Origin of the sequence: Vibrio sp. McD22-P3 (assembly GCF_021568915.1) — a bacterium.
GTDB lineage: Bacteria > Pseudomonadota > Gammaproteobacteria > Enterobacterales > Vibrionaceae > Vibrio > Vibrio mediterranei.
In genome coordinates, this window is record NZ_JAKGTN010000014.1 from 43,387 (window position 1) to 58,364 (window position 14,978).

Genomic DNA, 14,978 nt, shown 5'->3' on the forward strand with positions numbered 1-14,978 from the left:
TGGGACAATGAGAGATTGTGGCGATTATGCAGGTTCGCGGTAAGCAAAATGGCGTTTCTCGGTAGGTTAGACTAAACCTAACTAGGTCAGTGATCAGTTAGGAGAAAAAAATGATAGTCAGAATGGTAACCATATTGTTGGCCTTCATAGTCGTGCTTCCCGCTCAGGCAGAATGGATGTTGGATGGTAATAACTCGTCATTAAAATTTGTGTCGACTAAGAAAAACAGTGTAAGTGAAGTGCATCACTTTTCCTCAATGACCGGGACAATCAGCGATGATGGTAAAGCTACGGTAGTCATTGACCTATCCAGTGTTGAGACCAATATTCCTATTCGTAACGAACGCATGCAAACGATGTTGTTTAATGTCGCAGAGTTTGCCAAAGCGACGATCACCACTGTGGTCGATATGAGTCAACTGGACAATAGCCAAATTGGTGGAGTGTACTCAGTTGTTAATGATCTTACTTTGGATCTACATGGCGTGCAGAAAACTTACGCAGCCAAACTAACGGTGATGCGATTGACTGAAAACAAGATCGCCATTGTCTCGACGGATCCTGTGATTGTGCAAGCATCAGATTTTGGACTAGAAGCTGGCATTGAAAAGTTACGTGAGGTGGCAGGATTGCCGTCAATAGCCACGTCAGTGCCCATCACTTTTATCATGGTGTATAACCAAAAATAACTGAGCTTAACAATTGATAATGAAAAACGCTCCATCTTAGATGGAGCGTTTTTTGGGTTTTAGACCCGGAAGTAAGAGAGTTTGTGATTCAGCTCGTCAGATGCTGCTGCCATAGATTGAGATTGCTCCGCAAGGCTCTGACTCGCCTGACGTATTTCGCTAATCGACATATGCACGATGCTGACATTTTCATTCACTTCATTTGCAACCGTTCCTTGCTGTTCTGCTGCTGCCGCAATTTGTGCCACCATGTCATAAGTATCGTTGAGCTTAGCGACAGCAGTATCAAGTTTGTCTTGAGTTTGCGAAGCAAGATCCACGCTCTCTGTCACTTTAGTTTGGTTTGAAGCCATAACAGACAGCACGCTTTCGGTACGTTCATTGAGTTTGTCGATGGTAGTTTGTACTTGAGCTGTTGACTCTTGGGTTCTGCTTGCCAAGTTTCTGACTTCGTCTGCTACCACAGCAAAGCCGCGCCCTTGTTCACCAGCTCGTGCTGCTTCAATCGCTGCGTTAAGCGCGAGTAAGTTGGTTTGCTCCGAGACCTCATGAATAACATTGACGACATTGCTAATATCATTGACGCCTTGTTTCAACGCTTCCATTAACTGGTAGGTACTGGAGATGTCATCGGAGATCCCAGCTATGTTGTTAAGTGTATATCCCATGCTTCGGCTACCTTGAGCAGCAAAGTCTTTGCTTTCCTCTGTGGTTGCTGATGTTCTTTCAGAGTTACCCGCGATATCTTGAATAGTTGATGACATTTCATTCATCGCGGTAGCGAGTTGCTCAAGTTGTTGGCTTTGTGAATCTATGCTCGTTGAGGTTTCTTCACTTGCAGCCGCAATGCTACTGGATAATTGACCAGAGTAGTCCGCTGAACGTTTGGCTGCGCTAATGGTTTCTTTGAGCTTATCCATCATTCGACTCAGTTCGTTACTCAAATAACCTATTTCGTCACGACGCTCTGTTTGCATATCGACAGTGAGGTCGCCATCTGCGACTTTATGAACCTGTGTTACAAGTGATTCAATGGGTTTGATGATATTGCGTGCAACAACCAAACAAATGACGATAAGTACAAGTGCTGCAACGGAGTCTACGATAAGCTCTTTTATAAGTTGGCTCTGAAACGCTTTATCAATATCAGAGGTTTGGACGCCTGAACCAATAATCCAGTCCCATTCCGGGATATAGTTTACGAATGAAATCTTCTCGGACTCCTCACCATCCGGACCTAGCCAGTAGTAGGTAAGAAAACCACTGCCTGTGGTTTTAGCAATGGATGACATTTCTTGCCAAAAATGATTTCCTCTGGAATCTGTCAAGGTGTTTGTACTAGTGCCGTTAAGCTGTGGCTGAGTAGGGTGCATTACAATTGTATTAGAAGCACTCGCTATCCAGAAATAGTTACTGCCGTCGTATCTAATTTGGCTAATTGCATCTATCGCAGCTTGTTGTGCAGCTTGTTTGCCAAGCGTAGATTCGAGTTTTTGATAATGTTTCGCAATCTCGTAGGTGATCTGCACATTTGAACGGACTTGCTCTTTTCTTTGCTCGTAGCTCGCATCTTTTTGTATTAATAGATTAAATGTACCAAGAGAAAATAGAATTAAAACTGCGAAGATGACAATAGCTTGCAGCTTAGTACGAATAGACAGATTGTTCAGTTTCACTGAAGGTTTCCTCTCCAACTTATAATTAGACCAAATTCCATTTGGCTGACGAATGAAAGCAGGTTATTAATATTATTTAGATGCATCTTAACGAACTAATAGATATATTTCTCATTAAATATAATGCCTTACGTTCTAGTTGCGTTATTTTTAGTCAATGGTGAGTTATATTTGTGATGCAAATTAAATTTTCTACAGGTGAATATAACCACATGATTTGAGAGGTAAATGCACCTGTTGATAATATTGTTTTTATATTGAAAGGTAATAAATAGGACAGAATGTCATGCTATATGTGGATTATTGATAGAATGAGTCCTTTGCTATTAGCCTATATCGATGAATATCTGGCGTTACATAACATTCAGACTCGTCCAATTTACAATCTGTCGCGGTTATTCTTTATAGCGATTATGCTCTTGAGTATCAGAAAATTGCATAATGGCATCAAACAGTTCGTCTTTCTTAAGTGGTTTGTGCAGAACACAATTAGCACCAGCGTCGATAAACGCCTGTTTTGAATCAGCGAAAACATCAGCAGTCCATCCAAAGATTAGTAAATCAGTTCCAAATTGTCTTCGAATACGTGAACAGGCTTCTACACCGTCCATAACTGGCATATGGTTGTCCATCAATACAAGGTCATATTTGTTTTCACTTAGCGCCTCCAATGCCATCGCACCATTGGTGACGGTGCTGGTTGTATGTCCTTCTGACTCTAACAACTTACGGGCGACAAGAGCATTAACATGATTGTCTTCAACAATGAGAATATTTTGCGTTGTGAGAGGGGGGCTTTGGTGTGCCTTGTGGCCTACTAATGTAATGCGCTCACCATACGTTATTGGAAGTTCAAACTGGAAGTCAAACCGCGTTCCTTGACCAACTTTGCTGGTCGCATGGATCGTGCCGCCCATCTTTTCTATAAGTTGTTTAACAATCGCTAGGCCGAGTCCTGTACCACCATATCGTCGAGTCGTGGAAGCATCAGCTTGGACAAAGGGTTCGAAAATTCTCTCTAGCGCATTTGGCTCAATTCCGATGCCGCTATCTTGCACGGAAAAGTGTAATAGTGAAGGGTGGGAAACATTGTGAGTGACTTTGACAGTTATTCCTCCTTGCTCGGTAAATTTGATGGCATTGTTAAGTAAATTGTATAAAACTTGTCTTACGCGACTACGGTCTCCAAGATACGTTATCTTAGAGTCAACATGGCAATCAATATTGAGGTCAATTCCTTTCTCCTGGCATACGGCTTGATAAGTAGAACGTAATGGGGCAATTATTTGTTCGATAGTGAAAGGACGGTTTTCTAGCTCGATTTTGTTTTGTTCCACTTTGGTGAGATCTAGAATATCGTTAAGTATGGATATTAAGTGATTGCCGGACTCCAGAATAAGTGACAAATTTTCCTTTTGTTGCTGATCATTTGTCTCTGACAGCATAACTTGCACCATGCCTAGTACTCCATTCATTGGCGTACGAATTTCATGACTCATTGTGGCGAGAAACTGCGTTTTGGCGATATTTGCCGAGTCAGCGGCCACGACGGCATTTTCGAGCTTTTCTTGCAGCTGTTTGGTGGCGGTGATGTCGCGTTCGACCGCAATAAACTTATCTAGCTCTCCTTGAGAGTCAAATACTGGCGAAAGCTCTATATCGACCCAGTAAGGTTGCTTTGTTCTTGAGAAATTAAGGATCTCCACTCTAGTCGGTTGGTGAGTTTGCACCGCTTTTCTTAATTGCTCGATGGCTTCTGTATTTGAACCTTCACCTTGTAAAAGAGTGCCGGGTTTTATGCCTATAATTTCTTCCTTTATGAATCCCGTCATGGTTTCAAAAGCTTGGTTAACCCATTCGATACGACCTTGCTTATCGGTAATCAACACCGCGTCACGTGTGTGTTTAACAACGTTGGCTAAACGTCTTGCCTCGCGTTCTTTTATTGCTAGTAATTCAGTCTGCTGTGTTAACTTCGCTCGAGATTGCTCAAGCTTTTGGAACGGATTAATTATCATCCTACGTCCGAACATGTAGACAATAATTGAACTGGTAAAAAGGGCTATGACTAATGCAATAGCAAGGCTACTAAGTAGTTCGTCTCGCTGTAAATCTGATGCTGCATTATTAATCCCAAAGACTAACGAGATATTGGACTTCGCTAACCGAATACTCTCCGTTTTCCAATTCCCCTCTGGTGGTGTCTCTAGCCAATTAGAACCGGGTTGTGTCAAAGAAAACCAACGGGAGTTATTACTACTTAGCTTACTGAAAAAGCTCTCGTTGAAGTACGGAAACGCCCCTACTACAACGCCTCGAAGTTGGGTGTCAACGTAAATAGGCTTATAGAACTTAATGATTTTCTGATTGTTGTGTTCTTTCAGCAGGTAAACCGTTTCTCTAGTTGCATTAGACTTGATAACCTCTAGCAGTTTTAGTCGCTGTTCAATCGGTCCTTCTTGAGGAAGTGTGTTAAAAACAACACTTCCTGATGAGTTAAACAAACAGAATTTCACTTCAACATTGGAGAGATGAAATTGATGGAGGTGCTTGAATACATCTGGTCCAGTCGGAGTCGTGTTAGTGCCATGAGAATGGTCATTATGAGAGTGATGCTGGTGGTCACCTAGATATTCGTCACCGCTAACTGCAGCGATAATGGCAGGTTCTTCAACTAGGTGAGATATATGCATATCGGTCGCGATAAAAAACTGATCCATAAAGTTCTTAGCCGCTTGGATTTCAGTCTTTGCACTATTGGACTGAAGTTTAGCAATGGTTTTCTCTGCTTCATGATCGACCACAAATAACACAGCAATCGCAGTGATACTGAACGTTATCACCATAAACAGAATAAGAAGTGTTCGACCGGAATAATCGGCCACTTTTGAGGCTCGCATGGACACATCTCCCTGTGGTAGTAGTAAAACTGTACGAACCTAAGGGGATTACCGCTAAGTAAAGTCAGGACTAATGATGCGAAGTCTTAATTATAAGAAGAAAGGCCTTACGTAAACGTAAGGCCTTGAGTTAGGGTTTAGCAAGATTCGTCGATACAACATTCATCTTGTAAGAAGCTAATCACACCTTCTAAGTGTTCATAGTTGGCAACGCAATATAACGTTCTTCCTTCTCGGCGCTGTTGAATAAGGTTTGCCGATGCTAGGCTTGAGATATGGTGTGACAACGTAGACCCTGGGATATTCAATCGATCTTGAATTTCACCGACAGGCGTCCCTTTGTGTCCAGCTCTCACAACCTGTCTGTATATCGCCAAGCGAGTAACATGGCCAAGTTCTTTTAGGGCTTTCGCAGCGACTTCTATTTGCATACAACACTCTCCAAAATCAGTATTTCGATAATAATGGAAATTTATTGCAGTCTCTAGCGATTTTTGATCTTGAACAGCACCTTGTCGAGTATGGGGTAGTGAGAAGGTATGATGATATAGAGGATAAGCCCAAAGAACATCGAAGCAAAAAGGTCGACAGGTCTATGCATGCCTAACCACAAACGGCTTGCTGCCACGCCTACGCCCCATACTATGACCAATGAAGCGAGTACATAACGGCCTTGGCTTGCGAAAAGCCCCCCAAAAAACAGCACACATACAGAAACGAAAATAGTATGACCTGATGGAAACGAATAGTCAGTCTCTCCAATCCAGTGCTTAGTACGCCATTCACTAACCTGTTCTTCCACTTGATGAATCCTGTCATCTTTTTCATCAACGGTGAGATTGTAGAAGCTCTGTGGTGAGTCGATGACATTAAGCTCAGCGAGTGTTTCCGTGTAAGGTCGCGGGCTTTGAGTAAATTCTTTAAGGAAGGTTTTTGCTCCGAAACTCAGAACAAGCAGTAATCCCAACTGAATCAATAGGTGTAGATTGTTAGTCGCTTGACGACGATGCCACGCAATAAGCCCCATGAGGATAGCTAATGAAATCAGAAAACCTTGATGCCCGGCAGAATAGGTAAGGTTTTGCATCAGCGCTCCAATTGCCTCTGTAACAACGGATGTTAGATGACTAGGAAAAAACACCAGCGAAATGATGAATGTTAGGGAAGCAAATGCTGCAAGACAGAGCATACCTGCAATCTTAGATTCTTTTATGGATGTGAACTTCATATTATAGGCTGGGTCAATTGTAAATGGCGCTATCATAGTAAACTATCAAGCGTTGTAATTCAGGGTTCTGTCATAATGTAATGCAAAGACATTGTTTTTCACAGGCTTAGGTAGTTTAGGAGAAAAAGGTTTACCGAACCTGCTGCCAAAGGGCTATTTAGTGGAGAAATGTTCCCTAAGCGCTGAACGTCGATTTTGCCCTGGGTTATAGCCATCCATCGGTACTGTGTGTTCATAGCCTTCAAAAATGAATCGTTGTGGGGGTAGAGCAGGGGAGATTCTGCGTAACTGCGGTGACCTAGGAGTGCCCACTCGTTCATAAACCCATAAACCACTGCCTGTTTTCAACTTGACGACTCGACCATCAAATTCGAAAGAAGTTGCTATCAATCTGTGGTTACGCAAAGCTCCATAATCCGTAAAGGTCAAGATTTCGGTGCTTTGTTTGGGAGCTCCGATTTCTATCCAGTTACCATACACGCGGCTAGGCGAGATATGATTTTGATGGCTAGTGTAGAAAGCATACCCCAAAGCAGATGCCAGCATAATCGAAATCACCAAAATGACAATTAATACTAACGAGTCATTGTTGCTGGATGTTCTGCCTAGTTTTGTCATTCAAGCACTTCCTTGTGGGCTTTCAAATGGTATCGGCAATTGTGACGATTACTTAAGAATAAAACGTGCCGTTTTATAAATGTATCGATTGTTTGTAACACATTGTTGTTTGTGAGTTGGCACTTTAAGGCTGGGTGAGAATGTAAGGCGTAAACAAGTCTTGCACGTCTACCTTTGCTTTTAATCTGGCCGCTAACAGATAGAGTCCACCAATTTTACGGTGCAAAAATAGAGCATCAGCAGGCGGTGTGTGCCAGTAGTCTTTTTCCATGCTAAGCACTGTACCAGCTTGACTCAAGCGCTGCGCTAAATTACTAGAACCAAAATCATAGAGGCCAGATGTCATTAACGGTTCACAAGCTAAGGTGACGAGGTCAAAGATTGCACTTTTCTGCTCTGGAAGAATGTCTTGATTGAAAAAACCAATCTGCTGCAACGCAGCGTCCAGTCGTTTTGTATCGGTATCTAAAATCGCACTGAACGCATGCCGATATCCGTTGCTGATATTGTCGCTGTAGCTTCGAGTAGCTCCAAAATCGAGTAATACGATTTTTTGTTGCTCCGAATTAAACAGAAAGTTGGCAAAGTTTGGGTCAGTTTGGACCAATTTAAATTCAAATATCTCTTTGAAAAGCAATTGCAACAGTAGCCGCATTGCTCGGTCTCGAGTGTTTTGGTCTGCATTGATAAGAGACTCGATGGGCATGCCTGATACATGAGTCATAGCCAGTACATTATCAGTGGTGAGGTTTCTTTGCACTGTGGGTAAGATAAAATCTGGGTCGTCACCTAGATAGTCGCGATAGCGCTCTAGAAGCTCAGCTTCAAGAAGATAGTCTGCTTCAGCATGAAGCTGTTTTTTTGCTTCTTCAAGTAAGCCACGATAATCGACGCCTTTCGGGATCAAACCGACGACATTGAGCAGAGTACCTACGTTGTCGACATCACTATCAATGCTTTTTTTGATGCCTGGATATTGAACCTTGATAGCCAATTTAGTGCCATCATCAGAGTGAGCCTGATGAACTTGGCCTATAGAGGCACTGGCTATAGGTTTAAAATTAAACTCAACAAAATTATGTTTCCAGTCGCTCCCTAGCTCTTGAGTTAGCACAGCTGCGAGTTGCTTGGCGGGCATCGGGGAAGCGTCGGATCGTAAGCGAGCAAGAACTTCTGCAAGCTCAGGACTAATGAGGTCGCCTGCGTCCATAGACATGAGCTGTCCTACTTTCATTGCTGCTCCTCGCAAATGCGCTAGTTGGTCGGCCACTCGCTTGATATTGCCAGGGGTGAGCAATAAATCCTTTGCGACAGGGCGCTTGCCTTGAGCTAATTGTTTTGCGCCTTCCGTCACCATTGCTCCCGTCACACGTGTGGCCAAAGACGCCAACTTTCCTAAGCGACTTATGCGATGAGTGGGTACTCGAGTTGCTTTGTCCGACATATCAAAACCTTGTTAAATCATGTTACTCGTTTATACCAATTGATCTTAGCAATTGATCATTCTCTTGTTTTACGGCAATTTGTGAGGTAAAACCATGCTTTTACGATGATTAACTAACAAGGAAGTCAAAAAAGATGATTAAAGAAAACACCTATTTCGAAGGCTCTGTGAAATCACTGGGTTTTACTCAAGCAGATGGCGACAGCAGTGTTGGTGTGATGGCTGCAGGTGAATACACGTTTGGGACGGCTGCCCCTGAAAAAATGACGGTAGTGAAAGGAGCGTTAACAGTGCGCCTTGCTGGAGAAGAAGAATGGAAGACGTATTCGTCGGGTGAACATTTTAATGTGGCTGGTGACTCTAGCTTTGACCTAAAAGTGCAACAAGCGACTGCATACCTGTGTGAATATCTATAGAGATTTACAATGTAAAGCACCAGTATCGCTGCGTCTGGCTCGATATTAAAATGCGTCAGAAAAAAGAACGCATCGACGATCTCGTCGATGCGTGACACACAGGCAGTGGATTGGGGTGTCAAATTAAAATCTTCAACTCGGATTGGTTAGTAAGTATCGAATACGCCTGAGTTATAATCATTAATCGCCTGTTGAATCTCTTGCATGCTATTCATGACAAAAGGTCCGTAGTGAACGACGGGTTCATTTATTGGCTCACCAACAAAGACTAATACCCCGGACTCGGAACTCGCTGTCATCTCCATTGCCTCTCCTTTTGAAACTAGTGCAAGTTCGCCTTCTTTCAAACTTTTATCCGCAACACTCACAGCTCCTTTGTAAACGTAAAGCATCATATTGTGTTCTGAAGGGACGTTTAGTCTTACCGAATCTCCTCGATTGCTGCGCCAGTCCGCCACTGTTGCAGGGACTCCAGTTTTCGTCAGTGGCCCAGCGAGTAGGGTGCCATTTACCCTGATTTCACCGGAGAGTAGACGAATTAAGCCACTCCCTTGTTGTTCATATTCAGTAATGGTCTCTGGTTGAAAGTCATGGTATTGCGCCGGTGTCATTTTATTTTTGGCTGGCTGATTGATCCAAATTTGAAATCCGTGTAGGTCACCTTCCTCCATGATTGGCATTTCACTATGGATAACACCTCGACCTGCTGCCATCCATTGTGCTCCGCCTGAGCGTAATTCGCTTACGTTGCCCATGTGATCTTTATGCTGAAAGTGACCTTTCATCATATAGGTTAGCGTTTCTATACCTCTATGTGGATGCGGAGGAAAGCCGCCCACATAGTCTTTTTTGTCATCGGACTTAAGCTCATCGATCATTAAAAACGGTGAAAATGCCGCATTATCGAAGCCGTGTACTCGGCGAATTTTTACACCATCACCATCTGATGTGGCATGAGATGGAATGACTTGTTCAATTGTTCTAACCAGTGTCATCGCTGACCTCCTTTGTTGATATCAACTATAGGCGGGTAATGAAACAATCTAGAGGGGGAAAAAATGAAAGAGTCGTTCAATAACTTCGAATGAGTATGTCTTGGTAATATCTATATAGATTTAATAATGAAAAGTATATAGTTTTTGTGACGACGCCGAGGTTTTAACAGACACGTGCTTTAGATCCGCAATGAAATTTGATTAAGTAAAGTAAATCGCTGGGTTTAATTCGGCGCAATCTACTTTAGAGAGAATCCATCATGATCGTAGGACTGGACATTGGCGGCACTAAAATTGAAGGTGTTGCACTCGATTCTGCTAGTTATCAAACCATTGTGAAGCATCGCGAACCGACAGAGACTGGTTCGTATGAAGGCTTTCTCGCGTCTGTGATGTCAGTAATTAACACAGTATCAGAGAAGGGTGAAATAGAATCTATTGGTATTGGATGTTGTGGCTCAGTCGGTAATGACGGGCTAATGCAAGGCGCGAATGTCACTGTGCTAAACGGCCATGACTTTATCGGTGACATTCAAAGACAAATCGATGTACCAGTTGCCATTGCTAATGACGCTGACTGTTTGGCGCTATCGGAGTTTAAGGATGGGGCTGCCAAGGAGGCCAAGCACTCTTGTGTTGCCGTAATCATTGGTACTGGCTGCGGTTCAGGCGTTATTATCAATAACGGCATTGTCACTGGGCTAAATCGATTAGGTGGCGAAATCGGCCACAATCCACTACCTAACTACAGTCCAGAAATTGATGGTCAACCGGTTAAATGTTATTGCGGGTCGATGAACTGTGCTGAGTCGTTTGTTTCCGGTACTGGGTTTGGTCGCACCTTCTCAGAAAAGCATTCGCCAGCAGATTCGAAGCAAATCATGGCGTTACATGCATCGGGTGATCGCAGAGCCATTGCGCACTTGGAGCTCTACTGTGACCAGTTAGCAAGGACACTCGCTAACGTGGTGAATTTTGTTGATCCCGAGGTAATAGTACTAGGCGGTGGAATGTCTAATGTCGATGAAATCTATCCTCTGGTCCAAAATAAGCTATCTCAGTATACGTTTACTAAATCGGTAAAAACCAAGGTAGTGAAGAGTGTTCATGGTGACTCTTCCGGTGTACGCGGCGCTGCGTTCTTACACTCTTTATCATAGTCTGACAGGAAAAATACGTCGATGACTGAACGTTACTATCTCGTCTTAGATTTTGGAGGCACATCGGTAAAGTGTGCGGTAATGAATCAGGAAGCAAAGATTTTCGAACGCTTCTCTTTGCCAAGCCGAGTAGCGTCTTATAACGCTTGGTTAGACTCTTTAGCTCCGAAGTTGGAACAGCTGAAACACGATTACGCGATAGCAGGTATAGCTGTTAGCACTTGTGGCGCTGTGAACGTTGAAACGGGTGTGATCGAAGGCTCAAGTGCACTCGATTACATCCATGGTTTTGATGTTAAGTCGCTATACCAAGAACGCTTTGGGCTACCGACAGAGCTTGAGAATGATGGTTGTTGCGCTGCACTAGCAGAAGATTGGTTAGGCGCAGCCAGTGAGTCAAACGACTTTTGTTTATTGGTACTAGGCTCTGGTGTCGGCGGCGCCATTGTCAAATCAGGTCATATCCTAAAAGGGCATCATCTTCATGGTGGAGAGTTCGGCTATAGCATTTTGCGTTTTGAACAAGGGAAACCATTAACATACTCTGATTTGGCCTCAACGCGGGGCATCATTGAACAAACCGCTCGCGCTAAAGAGATATCACCAAAAGAGTTAGATGGCCTTAAAGTTTTTGAGCTTTACGAACAAGGTGATGAGGCAGTTATCGCTGCCGTTGAGCAATGGTATTTTGACTTGGCAACCGTACTTATCAATGTCCAATACGCAGTAGATCCGCAATACATCCTTTTAGGCGGTGCTATCAGTCGTAGTTCGGGTTTGATCGACAAGCTTAATCAAAAGCTGGATGCCATATTGGCGCAACACCCTTTAGCGAAAGTCCGTCCAAATCCAAAACTGACCCAATTTGGCAACGATGCCAATTTGATTGGGGCATTGAAACATTTTTTGAATACACAAGGTTAGCAACATGACTAAGTACACTTTTCCACAGAACTTTATGTGGGGCGCAGCTGCGTCTGGCATTCAGACAGAAGGCTCTACCAATAAAGCAAACGACTCTATTTGGGATCTTTGGCATCAAAAGAGCCCTGAGCGTTTTTACCGTGGAATTAGCTCAGAGACGGTGACGGATACGTATCACAGATACCAAGAAGATATTCAGAACATGAAGAAGGTTGGTTTTAACTCGTTCCGTACTTCTATTCAGTGGTCTCGACTGATCAAAGATTATGAAACGGGCGAAGTATGTCAGGACGCAGTGGCATTTTATAACAACTACTTAGATGAAATGATCGCTAATGGCATCGAGCCAATGATGAACCTATATCACTTCGATATGCCTGCTGAGCTGCAAGAGAAATTCGGTGGTTTTGAATCGAAAAAAGTGGTCGATATGTTTGCCGATTATGCCGAGACAGCGTTCAAACTGTTCGGTCATAAAGTGAAGTACTGGATCACGTTTAATGAGCCTATTGTTCCGGTAGAAGGCGGCTATCTGTATGACTTCCATTATCCATGTAAGAAAGATGGCAAGTTGGCGGTGCAAGTCGCGTTTAATATCATTCTTGCTCATGCAAAAGCAGTTCATCGCTTCAATGCGCTGGAGCTTGAGAACTCACAGATTGGTATCGTGCTTAACCTGACGCCGTCCTATACGCGCAATGACAGCGAAGAAGACAAGAAAGCGGCATGGTATGCCGACCTACTGTTTAACCGCAGTTTCCTTGACCCTATGGTTAAAAATGAGATTCCGAAAGAGCTTTGTGAAGTTCTGGCGGAACAGGGCGTCACACCGGAAACGACGCCGGAAGAGATAGAACAGATCACGTCAGCAAAAGTTGAGTTCTTAGGTGTGAACTACTACGTTCCACGTCGCGTGAAAGCACGTGAAGCGAGCTATGACTTGGATTACTTTACGCCAGAAGTTTATTTTGAGAACTATGTGAATCCAGAAGGCCGATTCAATCCTTATCGTGATAATAACGAGATTTTACCAACTGCCGTTTATGATATTGCTAAAAATGTTCAGGAAAACTACGGTAATATCCCATGGTATTTAGCTGAAATCGGCATTGCTATGGACGTCGAGTCAGAAGGTGAACCGGGTGAGGATGGACTGATTGACGATTCATTCCGCACAGGGTTGATGAAAGAGCACTTAGTTCAGCTGCACAGAGCAATCCAAGAAGGTTCAAACTGTTTTGGTGTTCATCAGTGGACATTCATCGATAACTGGTCTTGGTTAAACTCGTTTAAGCGTCGATATGGCTTCTATCGTTTGGATTTAGAAACGGGTGACCGAATTCCGAAAAAACACGGTTTGTGGTTCAAAGAACTGGCAACAACGGGCAGCTTTGAAGACTAAGCTCATTGGTAGCAAGTTGATGAAAAACGGTGTCCAATGTGACACCGTTTTTGTTTGTCCGTCGCGACTATTGAACGTAAGTGACGGTCGTGTACGATACCAATCGTTTGCTTCGTATAACCCCAATGATATGGTTTGGGGGTCTCTACCAGCTCCCGCAAAGTGCTGATTACGAAGAGCCAAGATCACATTAGTGTCTTGCTCTTTGTATTGGCGTTCGAAAATTACCTCAAATTATTCCTATACTTAGAGTAAGTGCACCCACAACAATCATAATAGGTGGAATATGAACGCATTTATTCAAGATCTTCCCAAAGTAGAGTTGCACCTCCATATCGAAGGCTCATTAGAGCCAGAGCTTCTGTTTAAACTAGCACAACGAAATGGTATCTCACTTCCTTATGCCTCACCTGAAGCACTGCGCACGGCCTACGACTTTGAAGACTTGCAGTCGTTTCTCGATATTTATTATCAAGGTGCGAATGCTCTTATTACCGAACAAGATTTTTACGACTTAACATGGGCCTATTTGGAGCGCTGTAAAGCGGATAATGTTATTCATACCGAGATCTTCTTTGATCCTCAAACACATACAGAGAGAGGGATAGCCTTTGAGACGGTGATTAAAGGTATTCACCGTGCATTGCAAGACGGTGAAACGACACTGGGCATTACCTCACAAATCATTATGTGCTTTTTAAGACATCTTTCTGAAGATTCTGCCATCGAGACGCTCAAACAAGCTTTGCCACACAAAGATCTGATTGTAGGGGTGGGGCTGGATTCTTCTGAGCAAGGCCATCCACCAGAGAAGTTCGCACGTGTGTTTAAAATGGCTAAAGAACATGGCTTTTTGACTGTTGCTCATGCTGGAGAAGAGGGGCCTGCTCAGAACATCGTTGATGCCATAGAGCTATTAGGCGTAAGCCGGGTTGACCATGGTGTTCGCTGTGTGGAAAGTGACGAACTCGTTGCGCGTCTTATTGAGACGAAAATGCCGTTAACTGTCTGCCCACTATCAAACATCAAGCTGTGTGTATTTGATGATATGTCGCAGCACAATATTGTGAGCCTACTTCGCAAAGGTGTCGCGGTTACTATTAACTCAGACGACCCAGCTTATTTTGGTGGTTATATGACAGACAATTTCAAAGCGGTAAGTGAAGCGCACGATATGACCCACCAAGAACTGGCGCAATTGACAATTAACGCCATTGACGCAAGTTTTATTGATGAGTCCATGAAGCGAGAGTATCGCAGCAGAGTTATTGATTATGTGGCGCGTTTTAGTTAAAGGGATTCATCGGTAGGAAGAGCAAAGTCGTCACTCCCGAAAAAGGTGGCAGCCTCAAAAAAGGAATGACGACTTATACAGTTACTCAATTGTCATTAGGGCAATTGAGTTCCTTATTTTTAGCGCGTTACTCTTTTGGCTTCAATAATAACCAGCACAATAAAGCTGTTTTTCTTTACATTTGTGAAACATTTCAACTTCTGTATATCAAATTCGCTCCACTACTCGGATT

At 43.4% G+C, this 14,978-nt stretch carries 13 protein-coding genes and 1 riboswitch; of the genes, 6 read left to right on the forward strand and 7 right to left on the reverse strand.

From position 1 onward, the window contains the following. Window positions 1-110: 110 nt before the first annotated feature. The gene (locus tag L2W36_RS16920) at window positions 111-689 is read left to right on the forward strand and encodes a YceI family protein (RefSeq protein WP_124941349.1); all 579 of its coding nucleotides are present in this window, start codon (window positions 111-113) and stop codon (window positions 687-689) included. 59 nt (window positions 690-748) lie between these two features. Here the strand turns inward: L2W36_RS16920 and L2W36_RS16925 are convergent, their stop codons facing one another. From L2W36_RS16925 to L2W36_RS16950, 6 genes are all read right to left on the reverse strand, one after another. Then, window positions 749-2,365: a methyl-accepting chemotaxis protein gene (locus tag L2W36_RS16925; protein WP_236110716.1), complete on the reverse strand. Its 1,617-nt coding sequence runs from the start codon at window positions 2,363-2,365 to the stop codon at window positions 749-751. Between the two features lie 395 nt (window positions 2,366-2,760). Then, window positions 2,761-5,265 carry a PAS domain-containing hybrid sensor histidine kinase/response regulator gene (locus L2W36_RS16930; RefSeq protein ID WP_236110718.1) on the reverse strand — a complete coding sequence of 835 codons (2,505 nt, stop codon included), beginning with the start codon at window positions 5,263-5,265 and terminating at the stop codon, window positions 2,761-2,763. Window positions 5,266-5,402: 137 nt separating this feature from the next. Beyond that, window positions 5,403-5,696: an ArsR/SmtB family transcription factor gene (locus tag L2W36_RS16935; RefSeq protein WP_006074618.1), complete on the reverse strand. Its 294-nt coding sequence runs from the start codon at window positions 5,694-5,696 to the stop codon at window positions 5,403-5,405. Window positions 5,697-5,749: 53 nt separating this feature from the next. Next, the gene (locus tag L2W36_RS16940; protein ID WP_236110727.1) at window positions 5,750-6,529 is read right to left on the reverse strand and encodes a phosphatase PAP2 family protein; all 780 of its coding nucleotides are present in this window, start codon (window positions 6,527-6,529) and stop codon (window positions 5,750-5,752) included. Window positions 6,530-6,646: 117 nt separating this feature from the next. Then, entirely contained in the window at window positions 6,647-7,039 is a 393-nt protein-coding gene (locus L2W36_RS16945) for a DUF2850 domain-containing protein (RefSeq protein WP_050798655.1), read from the reverse strand. A gap of 196 nt (window positions 7,040-7,235) precedes the next feature. After that, on the reverse strand, window positions 7,236-8,555 hold the full coding sequence (locus L2W36_RS16950) for an ABC1 kinase family protein (protein ID WP_236110729.1): 1,320 nt from the start codon (window positions 8,553-8,555) through the stop codon (window positions 7,236-7,238). Between the two features lie 134 nt (window positions 8,556-8,689). Between L2W36_RS16950 and ppnP the strand changes: the two genes are divergently transcribed. Then, window positions 8,690-8,971 (forward strand): pyrimidine/purine nucleoside phosphorylase, encoded by a 282-nt coding sequence (gene ppnP / locus L2W36_RS16955; RefSeq protein WP_031493856.1) that lies wholly within the window; start codon window positions 8,690-8,692, stop codon window positions 8,969-8,971. 146 nt (window positions 8,972-9,117) lie between these two features. Here the strand turns inward: ppnP and L2W36_RS16960 are convergent, their stop codons facing one another. Beyond that, the gene (locus L2W36_RS16960; RefSeq protein ID WP_236110730.1) at window positions 9,118-9,966 is read right to left on the reverse strand and encodes a pirin family protein; all 849 of its coding nucleotides are present in this window, start codon (window positions 9,964-9,966) and stop codon (window positions 9,118-9,120) included. A 260-nt stretch (window positions 9,967-10,226) separates the two neighbouring features. Here L2W36_RS16960 and L2W36_RS16965 point away from each other — a divergent pair, with 260 nt between their 5' ends. From L2W36_RS16965 to L2W36_RS16980, 4 genes are all read left to right on the forward strand, one after another. After that, the gene (locus tag L2W36_RS16965; protein WP_236110732.1) at window positions 10,227-11,126 is read left to right on the forward strand and encodes an ROK family protein; all 900 of its coding nucleotides are present in this window, start codon (window positions 10,227-10,229) and stop codon (window positions 11,124-11,126) included. 21 nt (window positions 11,127-11,147) lie between these two features. After that, entirely contained in the window at window positions 11,148-12,050 is a 903-nt protein-coding gene (locus L2W36_RS16970; protein WP_236110734.1) for an ROK family protein, read from the forward strand. Window positions 12,051-12,054: 4 nt separating this feature from the next. Beyond that, window positions 12,055-13,452 carry a glycoside hydrolase family 1 protein gene (locus tag L2W36_RS16975; RefSeq protein WP_236110735.1) on the forward strand — a complete coding sequence of 466 codons (1,398 nt, stop codon included), beginning with the start codon at window positions 12,055-12,057 and terminating at the stop codon, window positions 13,450-13,452. 92 nt (window positions 13,453-13,544) lie between these two features. Then, window positions 13,545-13,644: riboswitch (purine riboswitch) on the forward strand. A gap of 94 nt (window positions 13,645-13,738) precedes the next feature. Beyond that, window positions 13,739-14,746, forward strand: a complete 1,008-nt coding sequence (locus L2W36_RS16980; RefSeq protein ID WP_236110737.1) for an adenosine deaminase — start codon at window positions 13,739-13,741, stop codon at window positions 14,744-14,746. Window positions 14,747-14,978: the final 232 nt, after the last annotated feature.

Excerpts from the sequence above, each read along its gene's own strand:
- L2W36_RS16920 (WP_124941349.1), top strand. The coding sequence starts at position 111 with ATGATAGTCAGAATGGTAACCATATTGTTGGCCTTCATAGTCGTGCTT.
- L2W36_RS16930 (WP_236110718.1), bottom strand. The coding sequence starts at position 5,265 with ATGCGAGCCTCAAAAGTGGCCGATTATTCCGGTCGAACACTTCTTATT.
- L2W36_RS16935 (WP_006074618.1), bottom strand. The coding sequence starts at position 5,696 with ATGCAAATAGAAGTCGCTGCGAAAGCCCTAAAAGAACTTGGCCATGTT.
- L2W36_RS16940 (WP_236110727.1), bottom strand. The coding sequence starts at position 6,529 with ATGATAGCGCCATTTACAATTGACCCAGCCTATAATATGAAGTTCACA.
- L2W36_RS16945 (WP_050798655.1), bottom strand. The coding sequence starts at position 7,039 with ATGCTGGCATCTGCTTTGGGGTATGCTTTCTACACTAGCCATCAAAAT.
- L2W36_RS16950 (WP_236110729.1), bottom strand. The coding sequence starts at position 8,555 with ATGTCGGACAAAGCAACTCGAGTACCCACTCATCGCATAAGTCGCTTA.
- ppnP (WP_031493856.1), top strand. The coding sequence starts at position 8,690 with ATGATTAAAGAAAACACCTATTTCGAAGGCTCTGTGAAATCACTGGGT.
- L2W36_RS16960 (WP_236110730.1), bottom strand. The coding sequence starts at position 9,966 with ATGACACTGGTTAGAACAATTGAACAAGTCATTCCATCTCATGCCACA.
- L2W36_RS16965 (WP_236110732.1), top strand. The coding sequence starts at position 10,227 with ATGATCGTAGGACTGGACATTGGCGGCACTAAAATTGAAGGTGTTGCA.
- L2W36_RS16970 (WP_236110734.1), top strand. The coding sequence starts at position 11,148 with ATGACTGAACGTTACTATCTCGTCTTAGATTTTGGAGGCACATCGGTA.
- L2W36_RS16975 (WP_236110735.1), top strand. The coding sequence starts at position 12,055 with ATGACTAAGTACACTTTTCCACAGAACTTTATGTGGGGCGCAGCTGCG.
- L2W36_RS16980 (WP_236110737.1), top strand. The coding sequence starts at position 13,739 with ATGAACGCATTTATTCAAGATCTTCCCAAAGTAGAGTTGCACCTCCAT.